This window comes from Corynebacterium riegelii, from assembly GCF_001263755.1.
Lineage (GTDB): Bacteria > Actinomycetota > Actinomycetes > Mycobacteriales > Mycobacteriaceae > Corynebacterium > Corynebacterium riegelii.
Map to the genome: position 1 here is coordinate 966,882 of NZ_CP012342.1, position 22,419 is coordinate 989,300.

At 59.9% G+C, this 22,419-nt stretch carries 22 protein-coding genes and 1 tRNA gene; 16 read left to right on the top strand and 7 right to left on the bottom strand.

Annotation, left to right across the window (positions count from 1 at the left end; translation table 11 throughout):
- The first annotated feature begins 6 nt into the window (after nt 1-6).
- Entirely contained in the window at nt 7-1,587 is a 1,581-nt protein-coding gene (locus tag AK829_RS04650; protein WP_052204691.1) for an ABC transporter permease subunit, read from the top strand.
- A 9-nt stretch (nt 1,588-1,596) separates the two neighbouring features.
- Here the strand turns inward: AK829_RS04650 and AK829_RS04655 are convergent, their stop codons facing one another.
- Nucleotides 1,597-1,830 (bottom strand): MoaD/ThiS family protein, encoded by a 234-nt coding sequence (locus tag AK829_RS04655; RefSeq protein ID WP_052204693.1) that lies wholly within the window; start codon nt 1,828-1,830, stop codon nt 1,597-1,599.
- A gap of 18 nt (nt 1,831-1,848) precedes the next feature.
- Here AK829_RS04655 and AK829_RS04660 point away from each other — a divergent pair, with 18 nt between their 5' ends.
- Genes AK829_RS04660 through AK829_RS04670 form a run of 3 tightly spaced genes read left to right on the top strand, consistent with a single transcriptional unit; the run spans nt 1,849 to nt 4,947 of the window.
- Nucleotides 1,849-2,997 (top strand): molybdopterin molybdotransferase MoeA, encoded by a 1,149-nt coding sequence (locus AK829_RS04660; protein WP_052204695.1) that lies wholly within the window; start codon nt 1,849-1,851, stop codon nt 2,995-2,997.
- A gap of 26 nt (nt 2,998-3,023) precedes the next feature.
- Entirely contained in the window at nt 3,024-3,941 is a 918-nt protein-coding gene (locus tag AK829_RS12880; RefSeq protein ID WP_052204697.1) for a molybdenum cofactor biosynthesis protein MoaE, read from the top strand.
- Nucleotides 3,907-4,947 (top strand): ThiF family adenylyltransferase, encoded by a 1,041-nt coding sequence (locus tag AK829_RS04670; protein WP_052204699.1) that lies wholly within the window; start codon nt 3,907-3,909, stop codon nt 4,945-4,947. Before AK829_RS12880 ends, AK829_RS04670 begins: the two co-directional genes overlap by 35 nt.
- On the opposite strand, the gene thrB is transcribed toward AK829_RS04670, so the two are convergent.
- Both thrB and AK829_RS04680 read right to left on the bottom strand, forming a co-directional pair.
- Nucleotides 4,944-5,867 carry a homoserine kinase gene (thrB, locus tag AK829_RS04675; protein ID WP_052204702.1) on the bottom strand — a complete coding sequence of 308 codons (924 nt, stop codon included), beginning with the start codon at nt 5,865-5,867 and terminating at the stop codon, nt 4,944-4,946. The two genes, AK829_RS04670 and thrB, sit on opposite strands and share 4 nt — an antisense overlap.
- Before the next feature lie 19 nt (nt 5,868-5,886).
- Entirely contained in the window at nt 5,887-7,230 is a 1,344-nt protein-coding gene (locus AK829_RS04680; protein WP_052204703.1) for a homoserine dehydrogenase, read from the bottom strand.
- Nucleotides 7,231-7,386: 156 nt separating this feature from the next.
- Here AK829_RS04680 and AK829_RS04685 point away from each other — a divergent pair, with 156 nt between their 5' ends.
- Complete coding sequence (locus AK829_RS04685; RefSeq protein WP_052206383.1) at nt 7,387-7,641, top strand: type II toxin-antitoxin system Phd/YefM family antitoxin; 255 nt, start codon at nt 7,387-7,389, stop codon at nt 7,639-7,641.
- The gene (locus AK829_RS04690; protein ID WP_052204705.1) at nt 7,634-7,897 is read left to right on the top strand and encodes a type II toxin-antitoxin system RelE family toxin; all 264 of its coding nucleotides are present in this window, start codon (nt 7,634-7,636) and stop codon (nt 7,895-7,897) included. Before AK829_RS04685 ends, AK829_RS04690 begins: the two co-directional genes overlap by 8 nt.
- Nucleotides 7,898-7,919: 22 nt before the next feature.
- Here the strand turns inward: AK829_RS04690 and lysA are convergent, their stop codons facing one another.
- Nucleotides 7,920-9,275: a diaminopimelate decarboxylase gene (gene lysA / locus AK829_RS04695; RefSeq protein WP_052206384.1), complete on the bottom strand. Its 1,356-nt coding sequence runs from the start codon at nt 9,273-9,275 to the stop codon at nt 7,920-7,922.
- A gap of 63 nt (nt 9,276-9,338) precedes the next feature.
- Nucleotides 9,339-10,994 carry an arginine--tRNA ligase gene (gene argS / locus AK829_RS04700; RefSeq protein WP_052204707.1) on the bottom strand — a complete coding sequence of 552 codons (1,656 nt, stop codon included), beginning with the start codon at nt 10,992-10,994 and terminating at the stop codon, nt 9,339-9,341.
- Nucleotides 10,995-11,123: 129 nt separating this feature from the next.
- On the opposite strand from argS, the gene AK829_RS04705 reads away from it, so the two are divergent.
- The 5 genes from AK829_RS04705 (at nt 11,124) to AK829_RS04725 (ending at nt 16,429) form a co-directional block, all read left to right on the top strand.
- Nucleotides 11,124-12,800, top strand: a complete 1,677-nt coding sequence (locus tag AK829_RS04705; protein ID WP_052204709.1) for an L-lactate permease — start codon at nt 11,124-11,126, stop codon at nt 12,798-12,800.
- A gap of 235 nt (nt 12,801-13,035) precedes the next feature.
- Entirely contained in the window at nt 13,036-13,821 is a 786-nt protein-coding gene (locus AK829_RS04710; RefSeq protein ID WP_052204711.1) for a (Fe-S)-binding protein, read from the top strand.
- A complete protein-coding gene (locus AK829_RS04715) occupies nt 13,818-15,356 on the top strand; it encodes a LutB/LldF family L-lactate oxidation iron-sulfur protein (protein WP_198147785.1) in 1,539 nt (512 codons plus the stop codon). The genes AK829_RS04710 and AK829_RS04715 overlap by 4 nt, the downstream gene beginning before the upstream one ends.
- An 84-nt stretch (nt 15,357-15,440) precedes the next feature.
- Nucleotides 15,441-16,046 (top strand): LutC/YkgG family protein, encoded by a 606-nt coding sequence (locus tag AK829_RS04720; protein WP_052206386.1) that lies wholly within the window; start codon nt 15,441-15,443, stop codon nt 16,044-16,046.
- A gap of 309 nt (nt 16,047-16,355) precedes the next feature.
- Nucleotides 16,356-16,429: transfer RNA gene (locus AK829_RS04725), tRNA-Arg, on the top strand.
- Nucleotides 16,430-16,527: 98 nt separating this feature from the next.
- Here the strand turns inward: AK829_RS04725 and AK829_RS04730 are convergent.
- Nucleotides 16,528-17,508 (bottom strand): zinc-ribbon domain-containing protein, encoded by a 981-nt coding sequence (locus AK829_RS04730; protein WP_083439749.1) that lies wholly within the window; start codon nt 17,506-17,508, stop codon nt 16,528-16,530.
- Between the two features lie 193 nt (nt 17,509-17,701).
- Between AK829_RS04730 and AK829_RS04735 the strand changes: the two genes are divergently transcribed.
- The 3 genes from AK829_RS04735 (at nt 17,702) to AK829_RS04745 (ending at nt 19,603) form a co-directional block, all read left to right on the top strand.
- The gene (locus AK829_RS04735) at nt 17,702-18,484 is read left to right on the top strand and encodes a hypothetical protein (protein WP_145989962.1); all 783 of its coding nucleotides are present in this window, start codon (nt 17,702-17,704) and stop codon (nt 18,482-18,484) included.
- The gene (locus tag AK829_RS04740) at nt 18,484-19,155 is read left to right on the top strand and encodes a hypothetical protein (protein WP_052204715.1); all 672 of its coding nucleotides are present in this window, start codon (nt 18,484-18,486) and stop codon (nt 19,153-19,155) included. The genes AK829_RS04735 and AK829_RS04740 overlap by 1 nt, the downstream gene beginning before the upstream one ends.
- 169 nt (nt 19,156-19,324) lie before the next feature.
- Complete coding sequence (locus AK829_RS04745; RefSeq protein ID WP_052204717.1) at nt 19,325-19,603, top strand: hypothetical protein; 279 nt, start codon at nt 19,325-19,327, stop codon at nt 19,601-19,603.
- 168 nt (nt 19,604-19,771) lie between these two features.
- Here AK829_RS04745 and AK829_RS04750 read toward each other — a convergent pair whose 3' ends face one another.
- Nucleotides 19,772-20,005, bottom strand: coding sequence for a hypothetical protein (locus tag AK829_RS04750; RefSeq protein WP_052204719.1), 234 nt, complete (start codon nt 20,003-20,005; stop codon nt 19,772-19,774).
- A gap of 405 nt (nt 20,006-20,410) precedes the next feature.
- Here AK829_RS04750 and AK829_RS04755 point away from each other — a divergent pair, with 405 nt between their 5' ends.
- Together AK829_RS04755 and AK829_RS04760 are read left to right on the top strand one after the other, a co-directional pair.
- Nucleotides 20,411-21,577: a sensor histidine kinase gene (locus AK829_RS04755; RefSeq protein ID WP_052204721.1), complete on the top strand. Its 1,167-nt coding sequence runs from the start codon at nt 20,411-20,413 to the stop codon at nt 21,575-21,577.
- Complete coding sequence (locus tag AK829_RS04760) at nt 21,570-22,238, top strand: response regulator transcription factor (protein WP_052204722.1); 669 nt, start codon at nt 21,570-21,572, stop codon at nt 22,236-22,238. The genes AK829_RS04755 and AK829_RS04760 overlap by 8 nt, the downstream gene beginning before the upstream one ends.
- Nucleotides 22,239-22,419 lie beyond the last annotated feature (181 nt).

Here is a 22,419-nt window from a genome sequence, read left to right on the forward strand (position 1 = left end):
TAATCCGTGCGGCAGAAGCTCTCCCCTATCGTCATCGCCTTAGCGTGGCTCACGCTTGCGCTCATCCTCGCGCCGGTGCTCGCACTCGGTCTGCGGGTGCCGTGGGGCGATCTTGGCACCATCGCCACGTCCGCGGAAACGCGGCAGCTACTTGAGGTCACGTTGGCCTCCGCCGTGATAGCCACACTTGTTGCACTAGGCCTTGGGCTTCCGCTCGCGCTGTGGATGCAGCGTTTGCGCCGTGGTGCGTTCCTGGCCCGCGGCCTGGTGCTGTTGCCGCTGGCACTGCCGCCGGTTGTTGCTGGTCTTGCCCTCTCGGCGTTCATTGGGCGCCGCGGCGTGGCCGCCCCGCTGCTGGACCTGTTGGATTGGCAGTTCGCGTTCGCGTTTCCGGGTGTGGTGGCCTCGCACGTCTACATTGCGTTGCCGTTTGTGGTGATCACGCTCGATGCCGCGCTTCGCCAGCTAGACCGCAACATCACAGAATCAGCCGCCGCCGTGGGCATCCCGCGCGGCAGGATCTTGTGGCGTATCACCCTGCCGGCCATCGCCCCGGCCATTGCTACGGCTGCGGGCCTAGCGTTCGCCCGCTCACTGGGCGAGTTCGGCACAACGCTGACCTTCGCCGGCTCCATGCCAGGGGTCACCCGCACCATGCCGCTGGGTATCTACCTGGCGCGTGAGGTGGAGCAGTCCGTGGCCTACGGGCTGGCCGCCATCCTGATCTTCCTGGCGGTTGTGGCGCTGGCGCTATCGGCACTCCCACAGCTGCTGCGCAAGAAACCTGCGGAGCCGAAACCCCGTGCTCAAAGCCCAGTTGATCAGGCGCGCCTGACCGCGTTGACCAAGCCAGACCAGCCGAAGGAAGCCTCGCGCTTCCCCACCGGCAAAACCACTGCGCTCATCGGACCTAACGGTGCCGGCAAGACCACGCTGGTGCGCTCACTTGTTGCCCCAGGCGCGGTGCTGCTCACCCAGCACCCGGGACTGCCGCACACTACCACTGCCCTTGGTGCGGTAGCCATGGTCACCGACAAGGCTGCTGAGCTACTCGACGCGGCTGGCCTGTCTGAGCTGGCCAACGTGCCAGTCACCGAGCTGTCCACCGGCCAGGCTGCCCAAGTTGCGCTGGTGCGTGCCTTGGCCCCGCGACCGGGCATGTTGCTTTTAGACGAGCCGCTGTCCGCCATCGACGCCCCCACCTCCGCCCAATGGCGCTCCCTTCTGCGTGCCGCGTCCCAGAACCGCACCACGGTGATTATCACGCACGACACGGCCGACATTTTCGACCTGGCAGACTCGGTTGCTGTGTTGGAACGCGGTGAGCTGCGCGGTCTGAAGACCGTTACGGAGGAAGCGGCGCTTCCCACCACCGAGTTCTCTGCGCACTTAATGGGTAAGGCACGCCGTGAGGGCACCGCGGTAGGTGCTGCACGCGAAGGCGCCCCCGTTGAAGTGCGCACTGCTTCCGGCACCATCCACGGCACCATCCACGGCATTGCCGCCACGGACCTTGAAGCAGGCGCAGCAGCGATCGCTGTCTACCCGCTTGATGCGCCAGACCAGGTGCGCATCTTCAGCGCATGATCACCAGCTCTAGCCGCCGGCAAACGGCGGCAACACGTCGACGCGCTCGGCTCTGGCGAGGGGGGTGTCGGGGGTGGCGCGTTGGCCGTCGATAAGAAAGGTGCAGCGGTCCAAGATGGGTTGGAGGTTTGGGTGGCGCAATGCGGCGTCGGCAAGCAAGAGCTCCAGTGTCGGCAGTGCCTCGACGTCTTCTTCGGCGAGCCCGGCGGCGGCACGGGCAGCCGCAAAATAATGGATTCGCATGCCACTACAGTAGCTGGCATGGCTCGAACTCCCGAAGATCATCTCGCTGCCGTGCGCGCGCTTGCGCCGACACTGCCCGCGGAAACCTTCCCAGTAACTGAGGCGGCGGGGCGATTCCTGGCTCAGGATGTGCTGGCCAAGTGTGATGCGCCGAGTTTTGATAACTCCCAGATGGACGGCTACGCCCTGCCGCAAGCGGGCGCGGCCACGTGGCGAGTCGGCCCAACCGTGCCGGCTGGCGTGGACCCGGATGAGTGTTACCCGCAAGGGCTCGACTGCGCTGCGCCCGTGATGACGGGGACGAAGCTGCCCGCAGGTACCGCGGCGGTCGTGCCGGTTGAGGCATGCACCCCTGGCGAGTTTGTCAACGAAGGCGCCGAAATCAGCGTGCCGGATTGCCCGCCGGGGCAGTTTGTGCGCCTTGCCGGCTCTGATATCCGCGCAGGTGACCTGCTGGCACCTGCGGGTGCGGTGGTCACCCCGGCGCTCATTGGCGCGCTGATCGGCCAGGGTATCGCCGAAGTGCAGGTACGCAGGCGTGCACGGATTCTCACCATCACCGGCGGCAAAGAGATCGGCGGCACGGGTGCCGCAAGCATCCCGGATTCCAACGGGCCCATGCTCACCGTGCTCGCGCAGCTCCACGGCATTGATGTTGTAGGCACGCTGCGCACCAACGATGACCCAAACGACCTTGAGCGCGCGGTCACCCACGCCGTGGACACCCTGACACCCGACGCGATTGTCACCTCTGGCGGAATCAGCCACGGCAAGTTTGAGGTCATCCGCCAAGTGTTTACCGACGGCTGGTACGGGCACGTCGCGCAGCAGCCGGGCGGACCGCAGGGCCTGAGCACCTTCGCCGGTGTACCCGTGCTGAGCCTGCCGGGCAACCCGATTTCAACGCTGGTGAGTTTCCGCCTGTACGTCGCTCCCGTGTTTGGGCACGCGCCGGCGCCGGTGTGGGTGCCACTCGCGGCCGACACCACAGGTCTGGACAACCGCGAGCAGTTCCTGCGGGGGCGATTGATCGACGGCCAGGCGCACCCCATCGGCGGGCCGGGCTCGCACCTGCTCAGCCAGGCATCCCAGGCCGATTGCCTGATCCGCATCCCAGTTGCCGCCACGCTTCGCGCAGGCGAGCTGGTGATGGTCTACCCCTTGTAATTTCCCCTTGTAAGGTGGGCTGCACGATGAACACAGCACGAGTTATTGTTGCCTCCACCCGCGCCGCCGCGGGCAGCTACGAGGATAAATCGGGCCCGGTTGCGGTGGAGTTTTTGCGCCGCATGGGCTTTGACACCCCGGATGCGCTTGTGGTGCCGGATGCGGAGATCGCCGGCGCTGTGCGCGGCGCGCTTGCCCAGCAGCCTGCGGTGTTGCTCACCTCGGGTGGTACGGGGCTTTCGCTTGACGACGCTACCGTAAGCGCCATCACCCCCCTTTTGGATAAGCAGCTGCCCGGGATTGTCCAGGAGTTTTTCCGCGTGGGCTTGGAAAACACGCCAACGGCAATCCTTTCCGGCGCGGTTGCGGGTTTGGCCGGTTGCACGTTTGTGATGACGCTTCCGGGTTCCCCCGGCGGGGTCAAGGACGGCTGCGCGGTGCTTGAGCCGGTGCTGCCACACATTGTGGAGCTGATCTCCCCCGTTAACTCCGCCCCGAGGGACCCGGATTACGTCTGGGAGCAGACTGGTGTGGTTGTGGGGACGTCGATTAGCGCGGAGCCCTTGGCCGCTATTGAAGTGAGCGATGTGACTACTGATGCCATGGGTGCGCTGGTGCGTTTTGAGGGCATCGTGCGCAACCACGACCACGGCGAGCGCGTTGCCGCACTGACCTATGAGTCCCATCCCACCGCCGAGGCGGAGCTTGCGCGTGTGGTGGAAGAGGTCGCCGCCAAGCACCCGGTGCGTCTGTACGCCGCACACCGCGTGGGTCCTGTGCCGATTGGTGAGCTGGCGTTTCTGGTGCTTGCCGCCGCCGCGCACCGTGGCGATGCGTTTGCGGCCTGCGAAGAGGTCGCCGACCGCGTCAAGGCCGAGGTGCCCATTTGGAAAGAGCAGCTGATGGCGGATGGCACCACGCACTGGGTTGGCATTGATGGATAGGTACGCCCGCCAGGTCTCACTCATCGGCACCGAGGCGCAGGCCCGTATCCGCGGCGCCCGCATCGGCGTGATCGGGGCCGGCGGGATCGGCTCGCCTGCATTGCTCTACCTTGCCGGGGCTGGTGTTGGGAGCATCCTGCTTATCGACGCCGACGTCACCTCCACCACCAACCTCCACCGCCAAATCGTCCACTCTGGCGAAACGGTGGGCGTGCCAAAGGTAGAATCCGCCGCCGCACGCCTGAAAGCGCTCAACCCTGATACCCAGGTAGATGCCGTAAATCATCGCCTGACGTGGTCAAACGACGGTGCAGACGCTGTTGCGCTGCTCGAAGGCTGCGACGTGGTGCTGGACGGCTCCGACAACTTTGCCACCCGCCACGTGGTCTCACACGCGTGCGCGCGCCTTGGTATCCCGCACGTGTGGGGGTCCATCTTGGGCTTTGAGGCGCAGATGAGCGTGTTCTGGGCAGGACGTGGGCCGGTGTATGAGGATCTCTTCCCCGCCTCGCCGCCGCCAGGCTCGGTGCCCTCGTGCGCGCAGGCGGGCGTGCTTGGCCCGTTGGTGGGTGTGGTTGGCTCCGCCATGGCTGCCGAGGCGCTCAAGATTGTCACGCGTCTCGGGGATCCACTGGTTGGTCAGCTTGGGTACTACGACATGTTGGCCGGCACCTGGGAGTACATTGCGCTTGCCCCAGACCCCCAGGTCACCGAACAGGTGCGCACCGGCACCCCTCCCACTGGTCCTGCTGAGGTGGAAACCATCGCCGAAGGTGCCACGATTATTGATGTCCGCGAGCCCGTAGAATTCGCCGCCTTCCGTCTGCCTGGCGCAATCAACGTGCCGCTCGGGCAGATTATGGAAGGCGAAACCCCGGACGAGCTAGAGAACGGTGGCGTAATTGTTTGCGCCAGTGGCGTGCGCTCCTCTGAGGCAGTCGCCATCTTGGAAGCGCGCGGGCTGACTGGCTTGGCCAGCCTCCGCGGCGGGATGGAGCGCTTCTAAAGCAGTTCCGCTACAACTGGGCCCGCAACCTCGAGTTCGAGGACGCGGAGGTTGGCCGCGCGGGCGTCGTCAAGCAGGGCTTCATCAACATCCGACGTGGTCAGCACCATCGCGGTCGGACCCGCGCCGGACAAAAACGCAGCGTAGCCACGGTTGCGCAGGCGGTTGACCCACTCCGCGGTCACCGGCAGCACATCTGCGCGGTACGGCTGGTGCAGACGGTCGCGGGTGCCTTCCCACAAAAGCTCCGGGTTGTGCTGCAGCGCTGCCGTCATCACCGCTGTGCGCGACACGTTGAAACGGGCATCCGTGTGCGTGACGTGGCTCGGCAGCACCGCGCGCACCGCGTTTGTGGAGGCATGGAAGTCCGGCACCAACGCCACCGCCTTAATCGACGGATCCACCGGGATGCCCACCGCGCGGTAGCTGGGCTTGGAGCGACCATCCACCGGAATGTCGGTCCAGGACACCACCGCCCCGCCGAGCACGGACGCACCCGCGTTATCCGGGTGGCCCTCAAACTCAGAGGACAGCTGCACCAACGCGTCGTTATCCAACGGCGAGCCAGCCAACGTGTTCGCGGCAACCACACCCGCCACTGCGGCGGCGGCCGAAGAGCCCAAGCCACGCGACTGCGGGATGTTGTTGTGGCAAATCACCTTGAGGCCGGGCGCGTTGGCGTCACAAGCCGCAAGACCCAAACGAATCGCCTTGACCACCAGATGCGAGCTATCGCGCGGCAGGTCTTCCGCACCCTCGCCGATGATCTCAATCTCCAGGCCCGACGCGGTGACCTCAACCTCAACGGTGTCATAAATGCCCACCGCAATACCGAGGGTGTCAAAGCCCGGACCCAGGTTTGCCGAGGAGCCCGGAACCGTCACACGTGCGCGGGTGCCAATCTGCAGGTCAATAGCCATAACTTTCCAGCCTTTCCCGTTAGTCGTGCAAACGCAGCACGGAGTTCACAGCGCGGACGTCCTCGTGCTTGGCCAGACGGTCCACAATCTCGCGCAGATCCTTCTCGCGCGCCTTGTGCGTGACCACGATCAGGTGAGCCTCATCGCCGGACTCCTCCTGGCGCACGGCGGCAAGCGACACATCCGAATCCGCAAACTGGTGTGCCAGATCCGCCAACACGCCCACGCGGTCATTGACCGTCATGTTCACGTGGTAGCGAGTCTCCACCTCATCAAAGCCCACCACGTCATAGTTGGCGTACGGGTTTTCCGCCGGGGCGCGGCCGCCGTGGATCTTGTTGCGGGCTGCACCAACCAGATCACCCAGCACAGCGGATGCCGTCGGCGCGCCGCCTGCACCGTTGCCGTAGAACATCAGACGGCCAGCGGCCTCAGCCTCAACGAAGATTGCGTTGTAGCTCTGGTCCACGCTTGCCAGCGGGTGGTCATTCGGCACCAAGGTCGGGTGTACGCGCGCGTTCACAGCGCGGGTGGAGCCGTCCTCATTAAACAGACGCTCACAAATAGCCAGCAGCTTGATCGTCTGGTTGGCCTTCTTCGCCGCCGCGATGTCCTCTGCGGTAATCGAGCTAATGCCCTCGCAGTACACATCATCAAAGGTCACGCGCGTGTGGAAGCCCATGGATGCCAAGATCGCGGCCTTGGACGCAGCGTCATGGCCCTCCACGTCCGCGGTCGGGTCAGCCTCGGCGTAGCCCAAGCGGGTGGCCTCTGCCAGTGCATCCTCGTAGCTTGCGCCCGTGGTTGCCATCGCATCCAGAATGAAGTTGGTCGTGCCGTTAACAATGCCCGCGATGCGTTGTACCTGGTCACCAGCCAGGGAACGACGCAGCATGCCCACCACCGGGATCGCCGCAGCCACAGCAGCCTCGTAGTACAGGTCCACGCCGGCCTCATTCGCCGCATCTGCCAGCTCAGAGCCGTGCGCAGCAACCAGGGCCTTATTCGCCGTCACCACGGACTTGCCGGCACGAAGCGCCTTGAGCACCAGCTCACGCGGGTAATCAATGCCGCCGATAACCTCTACAACCACATCGACGTCGTCGCGCTCGACCAGCGAATGCGCGTCGTCCGTAAGCAAAAGCCCCTGGACTTCGGGGGCATCTTTATGCTTTTCGACGTTCGACACCGCCACCCCACGAACCTCAATCGGTCCGCCGATACGCTGCTCCAAATTATTGGAGAATTCTCCGATGAGGCGCAGCACTTCGGTACCAACGGTGCCTTTACCTAAGATGGCCACGCCGACCGGCGCGCCAGCACCCTTGCCAGGGTAGTTACCGTTGCTTTCAGCGGATGTCATTTGGATAGCTCCTTTAAGGCTCGGTTGAGTCGGCAATAACGCCACAGTGTACCGCTTTGTCTAGTAGAGCGCGCATTCAGATTCACTCCGTGATGGTTGAAAGTGGAGCTGAATCGACCATTGCATACATCTTGTACAACTTGTATGATTCGTGGCATGACTTCGACCACGCTTTCAGAGTTTCGCGCGAACCAGAGCCTCTATATTGCTTCCGCACAACGCGAGCCCGTTGAAATCCTTTCACGAGGCGCGATTCGTCGAGCGGTTCTAGTGTCACCTGAGCTGTTCGATCGCGCTATGGAAGCTCTTGAGGACAAAATGGACCTAGCTGAAGCCAGGTCAGTCGACTTGGATGACTTGGTTAGCCACGAGGATCTGATGGAGGAATTGGGATTCAATTCCAATGCCTAGGCAATATCGGATTCTTTACGCACGGTCAGCAGCAAAAGCAATTAAAAAGCTAGACCGCACCACGGCGAAGCGAATCACCGAAGCAATCAGCAATCTGGCCGAAGACCCTCGCCCAGCCGGATCAATCAAACTGGCCGGCGGTGACGGGGAGCGGCGCATTCGCATTGGAGACTACCGCGTAATCTACAAGGTGGAAGATGACCAGCTCATTGTCATTGTTTTAAAAGCTGGTCATCGTCGCAGCATCTACCAATAAGATGGCCGAGCCTCTAGCCCCGCTAGTACTCGCGGGCGAGCAAATCCTCCACCGTTTCGCGGCGCAACATTGGCGTGACCTTGCCATCACGAACTGAAACGACTGCCGGGCGGCCAAAGGCGTTGTAATTCGACGCCATGGAATAGCAGTAGGCGCCCGTTGCGGCGAGCGCGATGAGATCGCCTCGGGCAATATCGTCGGGCCAGTTGGCGTCATTGATCAAAATGTCACCGGACTCGCAGTGGCTGCCCACCAAACGTGTGGCGGTTGGGGTGCCGGTGGCGAGGCGGTTGACCAAGCGAGCGTCGTAAAGCGAGGCGTACAGTGCCGGGCGAATGTTGTCACTCATGCCACCGTCGACGGAAATGTAGCGACGCGTCGAGGTGTAGCTGGTACTTACGTCTTTGACCACGCCGGCGCAGTACACCGTGACCGTGGAGGGGCCAGCAATAGCGCGTCCCGGCTCCACCACCACCGTCGGCGGCACAATCCCTAAGTCTTCTGCCACATTGTCCACCTCACGCAGCAGATCACGGGCCACCGCTGCCACATCCAGCGGTGCCTCATCAGCCGTATAGGCAATGCCGTATCCGCCGCCTAGATCCAGGTAGCTCAACGCCACGTTTCGCTCCCGGAAAATCTGGGCGTAGAGTCCCAACACGCGCTGCGCCGCCAGCTTGAAGCCCTCGGCGTCAAACACCTGAGAGCCCACATGCGCGTGCAGGCCGGTCAGGTCAAGATGCGGGGAATCAATAGCGTCACAGGCAGCCTTGTAGGCAGAGCCCGATGCCAGTGACAGGCCGAACTTCTGGTCCTCGTGGCTGGTGGCGATGAACTCGTGCGTGTGCGCATCCACACCCGGTTTCACGCGCACGAACACGTCCTGGCGCACACCTGCCGCGGCGGCAACGTTTTCAAGCAGCGCAAGCTCCTCGTGGGAATCAATGACCACATGGCCTACGCCGGAATCCACGCACAGCTGCAGAAACGCGATGGACTTGTTGTTGCCGTGCACGGTGATGCGCTCCGGTGGAAAATTCGCCGCAAGCGCGATGCGCAACTCGTTTTCACTAGCCACGTCCAACGAGAGACCTTCTTCATCCACCCAACGTGCAATCGTGCGGGTGAGAAACGCCTTCGATGCGTAATGCACGTTCTCAGCTGCCTTGAACGCAGTCGCCATATCACGGCAGCGGGAACGGAAGTCATCCTCATCCACCACCATCACAGGAGTGCCGTACTCAGCGGCGATCTGTGTCAGTGGCACACCGGCGATGGAGACCACACCGTCATGGTCGTCATGGTCGTCATGGTCTCTGCGCGCGTTACGCGGCCAAACATGTTCGGGTAGCCCGTTGAAGGCCTCCAAGTCCTGCAGTGGGGTGCGCCTGGGTTCTGTTGCACGCTGTGCTGCGGGGACGTCTTCTCTTGGGTGAGTCATTTACATCCGCTCCGGTGCGCTCACGCCCAACAAGGCAAGTGCGTTGGACAGAACCTGGCGGGTGGCCTGGGCCAGTGCAAGGCGTGCAGTGTGGATCAGCGCTGGCTCCTCATCCGCCTTGGGCAGAATGTGGCAGGAGTCGTAGAACTTGTGGAAGGCGCTTGCCAGCTCCTCGGCGTAGCGGGCCACACGGTGCGGCTCACGAAGCTCAGCGGCCGCCTTAACCACAGCCGGGAACTCACCAAGCGTACGGATCAGCTCGCCCTCCTTCTCGTGCTCAAGCAGGCCCAAGTCCAGCTCCCCATCGGTGCTTACGCCAGCTTCGGCAGCGCGACGGTCAATGGAGCACAGACGTGCGTGGCCGTACTGGACGTAATAAACCGGGTTATCAGAAGACGCCTTGGTCCACAGGTCCAGATCAATATCCAGAGTGGAGTCCACAGAGGAGCGAACCAGCGAGTAGCGCGCCCCGTCTACCCCAATTGCGTCAACCAGGTCATCCAGAGTAATCACGGTGCCAGCGCGCTTGGACATCTTGACCGCCTCGCCGTCGCGCACCAGGTTCACCAGCTGGCCGATCAGCACCTCTACTGCTTCTGGGTCATAGCCCAGTGCCTGTGCTGCCGCGCGCAGACGCGCAATGTAGCCGTGGTGGTCTGCACCCAGCATGTAGATAGCCAGGTTGTGGCCGCGGTCAAACTTGTCCGCAACATAAGCAATGTCGCCAGCAATGTAGGCGGCGTTGCCGTCAGACTTGATCACTACACGGTCCTTGTCATCCCCAAAGTCGGTGGAACGCAGCCACCACGCACCTTCAGACTCGTACAGGTTGCCGTTGTCCTTCAGCTTTTGGATAGCGCGATCCACCGCACCGGATTCAAACAGGGAGTTCTCGTGGAAGTACACATCAAAGTCCACACCAAACTCGTGCAAGGACTCCTTGATCTGCGCGAACATCATCTCCACACCCTCGGCGCGAAACAATTCCTGCACCTGCGCATCAGAGCCGCTCAAGGCTTCCGGCTGCTTTGCCATAATCGCGGCTGCGATCTCCTGGATGTAGGCCCCGCCGTAGCCGTCTTCCGGGGTTGGTTCGTTCTTCGCGGCAGCAACCAAGGAACGGGCAAAGCGGTCAATCTGCCCACCGTGGTCGTTGAAGTAGTACTCACGCGTTACCTCTGCGCCAGCTGCCTCTAAAACACGGCCAAGCGAATCACCCACGGCAGCCCAGCGGGTGCCGCCAAGGTGGATCGGACCCGTCGGGTTCGCAGACACAAACTCCAAGTTGATCTTCTTACCCGCGTACAGATCCGAATTACCAAAGGCCTTACCCGCCTCAAGGATCTGCGCTACCAGCTGGCCCTGCGCGTCAGACGCCAGGCGCAAGTTGATAAAGCCCGGGCCAGCGATCTCCGCGGAGGCGATTGCGGGGTGGTTCCCCAAAGCGTCCACAAGCAACTGGCCCAACTCACGCGGATTCAGGCCCACCTTCTTAGCCACCTGCAACGCCACATTGGTGGCGTAATCACCATGTTCGGGGTTTCGGGGACGCTCAACCGTCACCGCCTCAGGCACGGCGGAGGTGTCCAAACCGCGCTGCTCAAGCACGTCGATAGTGAACTGGCGAATGGTAGCTGCAAGATCTGCTGGAGTCATGGAAAAGCAGTCTACGGCACAAGGGCACAAGGTCCACCTACTGGGGAATTCAGTCAAATTATACGAGAGGTGACATAATTCTCTTTGTCTTTGTTTATCACCCCATATCACCCACCGAGGAGCGCGTACATGGACCAATTTCAGGTTGTCACTGACGCTGTCGGCGGCAGTGTCGGATTGTCGGCGCTGGTGTCTACCCTGCCACTACTGACCTTTTTCATCATGCTGCTGGGCGTCAAGGCCCGTGCACACACTTCTGGTGCTGTAGCCCTGCTGGTTGCAGGCTTGGTTGCCATCTTTGGCTTCAACATGCCCACCGCCTTGGCCATCTCTTCGGCCTTCCGCGGCGGCCTGTTTGGCCTCTTCCCCATCGTCTTTGTGATTCTGACGGCGATCTGGTTCTACCAAATCACTGTTGCGTCCGGACGTTTTGAGGACCTGCGCATGGTCTTTGACAAGATGGGCAACGGTGACGTGCGCATCCAGGCCATGCTCATCGCATTCTGCTTCGGTGGCCTGCTTGAAGCCCTCGCCGGTTTCGGCGCACCGGTGGCAATTACCGCAACGATGATCCTTGCGCTTGGCATCGCGCCGCTGAAGGCCGCAACGATCGTGCTGATTGCTAACACGGCTCCGGTGGCGTTCGGCGCCGTGGCTATCCCGATCACCACCGCTGGTGACGTCGGTGGCCGTACCCTTGAGCAGACCGAAAACATCGCCGCAATTGTGGGCCACCAGACCCCCTTCCTGGCGTTTTTCGTACCGTTCATCATCGCCCTGCTTATCGACGGCTGGCGTGGCGTCCGCGAAACCCTCCCAGCCGCGTTTGTCATCGGCCTTTCCTTTGGTATCGCCCAATGGTGGACCTCCAACCACTTCGCGTACCAGCTCACGGACGTGATTGCGTGCATCGTGGCACTTGGCGCCGCCTTTATCCTCCTGCGCTTCTGGCAGCCGAAGGGTGTGGACGCTCTGCGTGAGCGCCTGGGCCTTCCGGAACTCAGCGCTGAGGACGAGAAGGAACTGACCTCCAACCGCGTGTTCATGGCGCTTCTGCCGTACGCCATTGTTGTGGTCGTCTTCGGCCTGGCCAACCTGGGTGAGACCATTCCGAACTGGCTGAAGCAGTTCAAGATTTCCTTCCCGTGGCCGGGTCTGGATGGCAGGCTGCTCGACGCGGCCGGCGACCCGGTCAACAGCGATTACTCCTTTGCCTACATCAATAACCCAGGCAGCCTGATGGTGATCTCCGCGATCATCGTGGCCATCATCTACATGGCGTTCAATGAAAATGGCCGCTACTCCCTTACTTGGGGCCAGGTGGGCAAGGAGTTCGTGGACACTGCCTGGAAGATGCGCTGGTCTGCACTGACCATCGTGCTGGTGCTGGCACTGGCATACGTGATGAACTACTCCGGCCAGACCGTGACCATTGGTGAGTTCTTTGCCAACCTCGGCCCGGCGTTCGCGTTCTTCGCCCCGATCCTCGGCTGGGTGGGAGTGGCCGTGACCGGCTCCGACACCTCCGCAAACGCACTGTTTGCCAACCTGCAGGTCACCGCTGCAAACCACCTCGGTTTGAACCCGGACCTGATGCTGGCTGCAAACACCACCGGTGGTGTTGTGGGCAAGATGATCTCCCCGCAGTCCCTGGCTATTGCTGCAACCGCGGTGAGCATGGAAGGCAAGGAGTCCGAGATCTTCAAGAAGGTTGTCGGCTGGTCCTTCCTGTTCCTGCTCGCGATTTGTACGATCGTCTTCCTGCAGACGAACGTGCTTTCCTTCCTGGCGCCCGTGGTCAACTAACACGGTCAACTAACGGTTGCCCCAGATATGTGGCCCCATTCACCTCTTGGTGGATGGGGCTTTCGCTTATCTTCTGTATATCTTCTGCCACGGCTGTAGAAGTGTGCCCAGACGCGCTAAGATAGTATCTGTGCGACTGCGCTTACTTTGCCGCGCGCTTTGTGCGCATTTGTTTGCAAAGTTTTCAAGCGTTTTGAACACCTAAATAACCGCAAAACCAAACCAAGGAGCTCACATGCGAGTAGCGCTGTTTTCTACTTGTATCGGTGATGCCCTCTTCCCCGACGCTCACAAGGCTTCCGCTCTTGTGCTTTCACGCCTGGGTTATGAAGTGGTCTTCCCCGAAACTCAGACCTGCTGCGGTCAAATGCACGTCAACACCGGCTACCAGGAACAGGCAATGCCGATTGTGGAGACGTACGTTGACACTTTCTCCGACCCGTCCATTGATTACGTGGTTGTCCCCTCCGGTTCCTGCACCGGCGCGGTACGCGAACAGCACGTGCACTTGGCTGAGAGGTTCGGGAGCAAGGCGCTTGTAGACGGCGCGAAGCAGACCGCCAAGAAGACCCTGGATCTGTCCGAGTTCATTGTGGACGTGGCTGGTACCTACGACGTGGGTGCATTTTTCCCGCACCGCGTGACCTACCACTCCTCCTGCCACTCCCTTCGTTTCCTGAAGGTGGGCGAGCGTCCACTAGAGCTGCTGCGCAACGTCGAGGGCCTGGAGCTTGTAGACCTGCCGAACTCGGAGGAATGCTGTGGCTTCGGCGGCACCTTCTCGGTGAAGATGTCTGAGGTTTCTTCCGCGATGGTCAGCGACAAGGTTCGCCACATCAAGGAAACCAACGCCGAGTACGTCACCGCAGGTGACTCCTCCTGCTTGATGAATATTGCTGGTGCGATGAGCCGTCAGCACTCCGGTGTGCGTGCGTTGCACATGGCTGAGATCCTGGCGTCTACCAAGGAGCACCCGTGGACGCCAACGTCCGCTGCTTACTCGAGGGAGAAAATGCTGTGAAAGTTGCACTTGGTAAACCCCAGATGCCGCCGCATGCAGTTGGCCCGAACCACCTGCGCGGCTCCGAGAAGTTCCAGAAGGCTGCGCACCATGAGCTGGACAATGTAACTAAGCGTCGCAACCTGAACTACGCCACCACCACCATTCGCGTGAAGCGTCAGAACGCCGTGGATGAGTTGGATGACTGGCAGGATCTGCGCGATACCGGCTCCGCCGTGAAGAAGGACGTCATGTCGCGTCTTCCGGAGTTGCTGGAAGAGTTTGAGCGCAACGTCACCGCCCGCGGTGGTCACGTGCACTGGGCACGTGACTCCAAGGAGGCCAATGAGATCATTGCTCGCCTGATTGAAGAAACCGGCGAGAAGAACGTGGTCAAGATCAAGTCCATGGCCACCCAGGAAATCGCGCTGAACGAAGAGCTGGAAAAGCGCGGCATCTTCGCCCAGGAGACTGACCTGGCTGAGCTGATTGTGCAGCTGGGTGAGGATTTCCCGTCGCACATTCTGGTGCCGGCTATCCACCGCAACCGTGCAGAGATCCGCGACATCTTTGTCAACAAGATGCCGAACACGGATGACACGCTGACCAGTGATCCGTCCGAGCTTGCAGATGCCGCTCGTTCCTACCTGCGTGAGCAGTTCATGAAGGCCAAGGTGGCCATCTCTGGCGTGAACTTCGGCATTGCTGAGACCGGCACCGTTTCCATCGTTGAGTCTGAGGGCAACGGCCGTATGTGCCTGACCCTGCCGGAGACGCTGATCTCCGTGATGGGTATTGAGAAGCTGCTGCCGTCCTTTGATGATCTGGGCGTGTTCTTGCAGCTTTTGCCGCGCTCCTCTACCGCGGAGCGCATGAACCCGTACACCTCCCTGTGGACGGGCGTGACTGAGGGCGACGGCCCGAAGAATTTCCACATCGTGCTTTTGGACAACGGCCGTACCGCCGCAATGTCCAACGAGATCGGCCGCGAGGCACTCAAGTGCATCCGCTGCTCTGCCTGCCTGAACGTCTGCCCGGTCTACGAGCGTGCTGGTGGCCACTCCTACGGCTCCACCTACCCGGGCCCGATCGGCGCAATTCTGACCCCGCAGCTGACCGGTATCGATTCTGCTTCGGACCCGAACAGCTCCCTTCCGTTTGCGTCTTCCCTGTGCGGCCGCTGCAACGAGGTCTGCCCGGTGAAGATCCCGATCACGGACATTTTGCTGGAGCTGCGCTACCAGAAGGCCAAGAACGAGCCGACGCGTTGGGAGCAGACCGCGTTTAGCGCGATCAGCTTGCTGTGGGGCAAGCCAGCGCTGTGGAACCGTGCCGTGCGCATGGTTGCACTCGGCCGCGTCCTCGGTGGCTTCAACGGCACGATTGACACGATGCCGCCGCCGATCTCTGGCTGGACGCAGTACCGCGACGTTGCAGTACCGCCGAAGAAGTCCTTCCGCCAGTGGTGGGAGACGGACGAGGCACAGGAGCTTTTGGCCAACGCCCGCAAGGAAGGCATTCCTTCCAAGAACGGCAACCCGGAGGGTGAGAAGTAAATGACTACGAAAGCTACGTCCAACGCTGTTACGGGCGGGTCGTTTGGTGACGATGAACGCCGCAACGCAGATGCCAAGCAGGAGATGCTGAGCCGCATCCGCAACGCACAGCAGCTTGCGAACACTCCGAAGCACGTGGACATCCCGCGCAACTACCACACCACCTGGGACAAGAGCACCGAGGAACTGCGCGAGATCCTGATTGACCGCCTGCTGGACTACAAGGCCACGGTTGTGGAAACCACCGAGGCTGACTTGGGCAAGGACATTGCCAAGGCCTTGGCTGATCGCGGTTGGGACAAGGTGGTCTACGCCCCGGGGCTTGACCCGAAGCTGTTTGATGAGGTTAAGGGCTCCGTGCGTGCCGACGACCCGTCGTCCGACCCCCGCGATCTCGGCGACGTTGTTGCCGTGACCGACTCCCACGTCTCCGCAGCAATCAGCGGCACGATCGTGCTTGAGGCCAACGAGGTTTGTGGCCGCCGCTCCCTGTCGCTGGTGCCGGATCACCACGTGTGCATCGTGCGCCCGGAAACCGTGGTTTACGGCGTGCCGGAGATGATCGCACGTCTGGATCCGCTCAAGCCCAACACAATGCTCTCGGGTGGCTCCGCTACCTCGGACATTGAGCTTGTGCGTGTTGAAGGCGTGCACGGCCCGCGCGACCTGGTTGTGATGATTGTGAAGTAAGGGTTTTTACGGCCTTTACCTACCCACACGAAACGGCCAGTCACTTCCCTTTTGCGGTAGTGACTGGCCGTTTCGCTGTCATTGTTTCCCGTGCCACGCTTGTCATCGCGCGCAACAATGATTATGCGCGACCAAGCATGTAAGACCGTGAAGTTGCCCTGTGCAGTCTTGACCGATTTCCTCACAAAACCCTGAATCCGGCGCAGTCTTGCCCGGTTGCGCCCCAACGCGGCCCAACGCGGCCCAGCGCGGCCCAGCGCGGCCCAATTTCCAGGCCCGCACTACTGGGTGCTAGGATTTCGGGACGAAGTCTCCGTAGCTCAGTGGATTAGAGCATCGGTTTCCGGTACCGAAGGTCGCAGGTTCGAATCCTGTCGGGGACGCAATTTTTTCATCGCTCCGTTGGAGTTTGCAGCTACCTACACCCGGCTACCATTCATTATTTCTGCAGGTAGCCGGGTGTAGGTAGCTGCATTTGTCGTTACGTTTCGAGGGTTTCGAGCCTCTTGCACGTGGGGCACTCTTGCCTCAAGAAGGTTTCGGGGGAAACAACGCGCTTATGGCCGTTGGGGCACAGGAAATGGAGTCGGTCATACGTGCCGACAACCGGAACGAAATCGGGGTCAATGTGCGGCTCATCCCATGCTTCGAGAAGCTCCATCACATCGAAAACGGTGGCTGAACCGTACTTTTCTTCAAACTCGGCATCCTCGATGGCGCGTTGCTCCTCTTCACGCTCACGGCATATTGGGCACCGTGCCCAGCCTTTAACCACCTGATCAATCTGCCCTTGAAACGAATGCCCCTCTGGACAGGTCCACCAAGCTTTCTTCCGGGAGCCCTTCTCGGCGGTATGCCAAAGCTCCTCGGGATTTTTCTCGTGGTCCCACCAGCTGACAGCCTCCACATCGAGGTCCTTCAGAAGGCTCGCCACCGGCGCGCTCGATGTTGCGGCAGCAGCGGTCTTGTTCGATCTTTGGCACCGGCACCCAAATTTGATGTCACCGATCCGCTGGGCGGAAATGAGATCACAATGAGGACACTTCACCCCATGCGGATCATCAAGAAGAGACGGGTTAGTCAGCGGGCCAAGGTACTGGTAGCCGCATGCTTCGGCTATCTCCTTGGCCTCGTTCGCTGGAATCGGCGCGAACTCCCTGACCAGCTGCTTTCGCGACTGAGCGGCCCATTGCCGCCAGTAACACGCGCGGCACGTTTTCTCGTCGCGGTTCACGGTGATCTGCACGTACTCAAAGCGGTAATGAGCCTCAAAACCGCACTCTAAACAACGGGTGAGCAAAGCGTCCTTCGGCCTTGTGAACGGATCCAGAAGCACAAGCCCACCGCGTTTGTAGATCTCGGCCAAGTGGACATCACAATATGACGGCTTCGTCCGTGTACGGAACAGCGCCGGCTTTTCGCAGCCTGAAACGCTGCACGTTTGAGTTGTAATTGCTGCCACTGCGTTGCCTTCTCGAAATTGACGGACATGTTGATGTCTCGGCTTACTAACACGCTAACAACCAGAGGCACGTTCCACCCGTCTTTTAGGAAGCCTTTTCTACAGGTGGCCGGGTATAAATGGCAGTATTTCAACTTGCTGCAGCCCCTTGGGCCGCTGCAGCGCCGCAGATCACTCGTTACACTTCACTGTTATGCGGATCACAAAACTATCTCTTGCAACTGTCCTTACCGCAACGCTTGTCGTGGGCTGTTCAAGCTCTGGGGATGACGCCCCGCCCACTACTGAGCAGGCGATGCCCGAATCCTCAGCCCCTGCTGCCCCATCAACGCCCAGCTCAACCGCGGATACCTCAAGTAGCAGTACAGCCACGTCCGCCGCGGCCACCAGTAGCACAGGTTCGCCCGACAATGACAAGAAGGACTACAAAGCCCTTGCTGACGGGATGGTCGACCCCAATGATCCGACCTCAGTGTATGACGGCGTAACCATCAGCGATTTTTTCAGTGCGCTGAATTTCATCGACGGCTACCAGTCGGAAGAGATCGAAATTGACAGTGAGACCAACATAGTTACAGGTAAGTACAACCACCTTGAACTGCCAACGGTCGCGCAAGTCAAGGCGTACGTACCACGCGATAGCGGCGAGCCGCACCCGCTGGAAGATGTGAACGACCCGCACATGCAGTTCTTCCTCGGACAAGTTCACAGCATGATCACGGAAGGCGGGTTCAGCCCAGTGGAAGAAGTGGTAAATACGCCGAACTTCGAGTGGAAGTGCGTCACCCCCGAAGACGTACCAATGAACGAAACGAACAACACCGCGTGCTTCACGGTCCTCGCCGGCCGAGTGATTGAAGTCCAGCACAAGGTTGTTCAGGAAGATGTTGAGATGGTTGGCCCCGCAGATAATCTGCTCAACCGGCTCGACAACAACCTCGCTCCCTTGAAACAGCTTCAATCTGGCAATGCTTAATGAAGATCACACCACTGTCTTTCGTAACTGTCCTCACCGCAGCGCTTGCCGTGGGGTGTTCAAGCACTGGTGACAACACCCCCGTGCCCACCACCACTGCCGCCGAGCAGTCGGCGCCCGCTGCCTCCATGAACAGCAGCTACAAGGACCTGGCCGATGCACTGATCAACCCAGACGATCCGAGCACGGTCTATGACGGTGTGACTATCAGTGACCTGTTCAGTGCCCTAGAGACTCTCGACGACTACGAGACCCAAGAACTGATCGTGGATCCTGATATCAACTCGGTTGAGGGGCAGTACGTGCACCGCGAGGTACCGACGATGACTTCAGTCCAGGCATTCATGGCGCTGAACAATGATGAGCCGTGGCCCTTAGAAAACGTCAACGAGCCAGAAATGGAGATGTTCTTCAACACAGCTCGTGGTTTTATTGAGTCGCAGAACCACGCCCCAGTTGAAAAGACGGTGAATACGCCTAACTTTGAGTGGAGGTGCTTCTCGCCTGAGAGCCTCCAACCTGATGAGGTGAATCACTCCATCTGCTTCACCACGCTCGCAGGACGCGTCATCGAAGTGCACCACCTATTCAAAGAGAAAAGGGCGGACATTATTGGCCCCGTGGACAATCTGCTCGCACTGGTAGATGGAAGCCTCGCCACCTTGAAGTAGGAGCGCACCGGTATCGTTGCCGCCATGACGTTTGGACTCATCGTTGTGCAGTTTGCCGCTATGGTCGTGGGAGTCCTCCTCGCTTGGTTTGTGGGGAGATGGAAGTTGGGGTTTACGTGGGCGTCGTTAAGCTGGGGCGCTCTTGCTTCCCCTCTCCCAAGCGGCCAGAATGACCCTGGTTGTGCCGCTGCAACTGGCGTTTAACCGGGTGCTAGACCCGGCGACTGCCACAACGGCGACCGTGATGGTGATGCTGGCCACCTCCGGCCTGTTTGAGGAGACCACTCGCTGGGTTGTGCTTCGCTTTGCTTGGCGGAACCAGCTACCACCCTTCGACGACATCCCGCAGCTGAGCGAACTGTGTGTTCAGACCTCGTATGCCACGCCGCCAAAGTGCAAAGGGTGGCTACTAAGCCCAGCGAAGCAATCACGAATGAGAAATACGTGATGCGATCCCTGCTCTACCGGCTAGGGCTTGGCGGCAAAGACCACAAGCAGGTGCGCCAGCTTCTGCTCGGGCGACTCGATGGTAACTCAGCGTGGAAAACTCCGGTATAACAAAGTGGTGGGAGCTTAGATCAGTGCTCCAGCTCCCACCACGTATCGCGTAACTTCGTTACTTGATGATGCCTTTCTCGCGGTATTTGCGCTGCGTCCAACGGTTCCACACGAGCAGCAGACCCGTACCAATGTAAGTGACCACAATGACCCCGACGCACAGAGCGATCCGGATTGCGATGAATTCGGCATTACCAATGGTGTCCCACGATCCCCAAATAATCACCGGCGAAAAGACAACCGTTAGAATCAGCGCGAAAGTCCACACGTGGTTTTCGATCCAGTTTTTCATTGGTCTTATCCTTTCTAGCTTCAGTTGGACTCTTTAAAGCTATTCGGCGAGCAGGCAGTGTGGATACCGATGAATGTCGGTCAGTTTTACCGATATTCGTCGGTATCGGGATTGATGAGTATGCCACTAGGCTCGGAGTCTCAGATCACTCTCACAGAAAGGAAAAACAAGTGAGTACTTCGAGCATTGCCGCCGGGTTGGCGGTTATCATGTCCGTGATGCCAGCGGGCATACCGGCACTTTCTCATAGCCTGTTTCCTGAACAGTTGACAGCGTCCCAGACAGCTTCAATGGTTGAGAATGCGCCTGAGCAATGGTTCATGCCACGAATTTGTCAATTCTTCCCGAATCTTCCTGATTGCGAGAAGCATAGACCACAAAACTAGCCCAGTAAAATGTCTGTTGATGCTTAATTTCATATTCCCCAGCTATACGCGCTCCACTCAAGTGCAGCCGCTAGTGTTTATGCTCTCGGCTGTATTCTTCTTGGTCTTTGACACGGCCCGGCTGATATCAGGCCAGCAAGAAACCTCAACGCTGGGCGCGATCTTTTCACTGGTTCTTCTTGGCGTGTTTGTGGCGGCTGGCTGGTTTCAGGTGTGCGAATACGTGTTTCTCGTATGCTATTTCGGTTTTAACCTGCTGAACCTGATTGATGGGTTTGAGATGGTCAGCTTTGCCCTGAGCATCTTGATGATTTTCTGGTTGATGCGTTCGTGGATTGTTCCGGCCGTGCTCGTGTTGGTGCTAGATGGGGCGACCGCCACGGCGATGAGTATCACACCAAGTTTAGAAGCATTCAGCTCTGTTTTAACCGCTGTGCTCGTGCTGGTTATCGGTCTAGCTCTACGGTGGCAAAACGGACGGCGAGTGCTCGCAGAACAAGAAAAAGAAACCATAAGGCGAGCCGCCATTGAAAACCGCAGGGAGCTGGCTCGCCAACTGCACGATACAACAGCAAAAGATTTGGCTCACATGGCCGTGCTTGCCCAAGACGTGACCACTCGTCACCCGGAACTCTCAAGTGAACTCTTGCCCCTGGTGGTGGCTGCTACGGACGCCTCTCGACGGATCCGCCCTATGATTCTCTCGATCGATACCGCAGCTACCGAGATGCCGCTATCACAGGTTGTGCAGCAGGTGACGCACATGTTGAAAACCCGGAATATCACACTCGAAACCGGTATCTCCGAAGGTCTGGATGAGGCGGTGACGCGCCAACAACGGTTGACGGCTGCCTTGACCATCAGGGAGTGCGGCTCAAATATTCTGAAATACGCACCAGCAGATTCGGCAGCAAATCTGGTGATTGACACTGACGCCGAGACCGACGTGCTCATGATCTCGCTCAGCAACGAAATCGCTGATACCCCGGCAGCTCCGGGAATGAGTAGTGGCTACGGGCTAGCAAACCTGGGCAGCCGGATCCGCTCCGAGGGTGGCACCATGGAGGCGAGCAACCTGGGAGGTCAATGGCTGACTTATATCACGATCCCTGCACACAACCACGCAGACAACCACACCAACAAGCAAACCCGGAAGTCCGCAATGAAGGAGCCGACCAATGAGTGAACGCGAGATTCGCATCCTGTTAGCCGACGATGACCAGATTATTCGTGACGGGCTCACGAACCTATTGAACGCGCAAGAGGGTCTGCGGGTAGTGGCAACCGTCGTCAACGGAGCACAAGTGTTTGATCAGCTCGCCTTGCACCGGGTGGACGTCGCACTACTGGATGTGGATATGCCGGTGATGAGTGGCATCGAAGCCGCCCGCCGGATTAGCCACGAACAACCTGGCATCACGATCATCATGCTCACCGCGTTCGAACATGAAGAATCCCTCGGACAAGCCATCGGTGCGGGCGTGCGCGGATTCCTCACCAAAGACATACCCGCCCCCGAACTCGCGCAGCTCATCCGCAACGCATACGGTGGACAGCAAGTGATGGCACCCCGCCCTACCGAAATCCTCACCGCATCCTACGCCGAAACTCACGAGAACCGGGAGAAATACGCGGACTTTATCAACGCCGTAAACACCCTGCCAGATCACCTGCGTCCTACGTTCCGGCTACTGCTGAAAGCCTTTGCCAACAAAAACATAGCTCGGCAAACCGGGCTCACCGACGCCACCGTGCGATCCTATGTCTCCGATATCCTCACCCACACCGGCTGCGCCACCCGAGGCGAACTTGCCATTACCGCCGTCAAAGCCGGGATCCAAGAATAACCCCACCAGTGATCCTCTCTAAGTGAGCACGCTCCTGCGCGCCAAGCAGTGACCTGTCACGCTGTTTTCCTTGAAAATAGGCGGAAAATAACTGGATAAGTTGAACCTGGCCGGGTCGCGATTTCTATTGTTCCTTCCCCGCTGTTCCCCTACACTGTATTTCAACTTGCTGCAGCCCCTT

Excerpts from the sequence above, each read along its gene's own strand:
- AK829_RS04655 (WP_052204693.1), bottom strand. The coding sequence starts at position 1,830 with ATGCGAATCCATTATTTTGCGGCTGCCCGTGCCGCCGCCGGGCTCGCC.
- AK829_RS04660 (WP_052204695.1), top strand. The coding sequence starts at position 1,849 with ATGGCTCGAACTCCCGAAGATCATCTCGCTGCCGTGCGCGCGCTTGCG.
- AK829_RS12880 (WP_052204697.1), top strand. The coding sequence starts at position 3,024 with ATGAACACAGCACGAGTTATTGTTGCCTCCACCCGCGCCGCCGCGGGC.
- AK829_RS04670 (WP_052204699.1), top strand. The coding sequence starts at position 3,907 with ATGGCACCACGCACTGGGTTGGCATTGATGGATAGGTACGCCCGCCAG.
- thrB (WP_052204702.1), bottom strand. The coding sequence starts at position 5,867 with ATGGCTATTGACCTGCAGATTGGCACCCGCGCACGTGTGACGGTTCCG.
- AK829_RS04680 (WP_052204703.1), bottom strand. The coding sequence starts at position 7,230 with ATGACATCCGCTGAAAGCAACGGTAACTACCCTGGCAAGGGTGCTGGC.
- AK829_RS04685 (WP_052206383.1), top strand. The coding sequence starts at position 7,387 with ATGACTTCGACCACGCTTTCAGAGTTTCGCGCGAACCAGAGCCTCTAT.
- AK829_RS04690 (WP_052204705.1), top strand. The coding sequence starts at position 7,634 with ATGCCTAGGCAATATCGGATTCTTTACGCACGGTCAGCAGCAAAAGCA.
- argS (WP_052204707.1), bottom strand. The coding sequence starts at position 10,994 with ATGACTCCAGCAGATCTTGCAGCTACCATTCGCCAGTTCACTATCGAC.
- AK829_RS04705 (WP_052204709.1), top strand. The coding sequence starts at position 11,124 with ATGGACCAATTTCAGGTTGTCACTGACGCTGTCGGCGGCAGTGTCGGA.
- AK829_RS04710 (WP_052204711.1), top strand. The coding sequence starts at position 13,036 with ATGCGAGTAGCGCTGTTTTCTACTTGTATCGGTGATGCCCTCTTCCCC.
- AK829_RS04720 (WP_052206386.1), top strand. The coding sequence starts at position 15,441 with ATGCTGAGCCGCATCCGCAACGCACAGCAGCTTGCGAACACTCCGAAG.
- AK829_RS04735 (WP_145989962.1), top strand. The coding sequence starts at position 17,702 with ATGCGGATCACAAAACTATCTCTTGCAACTGTCCTTACCGCAACGCTT.
- AK829_RS04740 (WP_052204715.1), top strand. The coding sequence starts at position 18,484 with ATGAAGATCACACCACTGTCTTTCGTAACTGTCCTCACCGCAGCGCTT.
- AK829_RS04745 (WP_052204717.1), top strand. The coding sequence starts at position 19,325 with ATGACCCTGGTTGTGCCGCTGCAACTGGCGTTTAACCGGGTGCTAGAC.
- AK829_RS04750 (WP_052204719.1), bottom strand. The coding sequence starts at position 20,005 with ATGAAAAACTGGATCGAAAACCACGTGTGGACTTTCGCGCTGATTCTA.
- AK829_RS04755 (WP_052204721.1), top strand. The coding sequence starts at position 20,411 with ATGCTTAATTTCATATTCCCCAGCTATACGCGCTCCACTCAAGTGCAG.
- AK829_RS04760 (WP_052204722.1), top strand. The coding sequence starts at position 21,570 with ATGAGTGAACGCGAGATTCGCATCCTGTTAGCCGACGATGACCAGATT.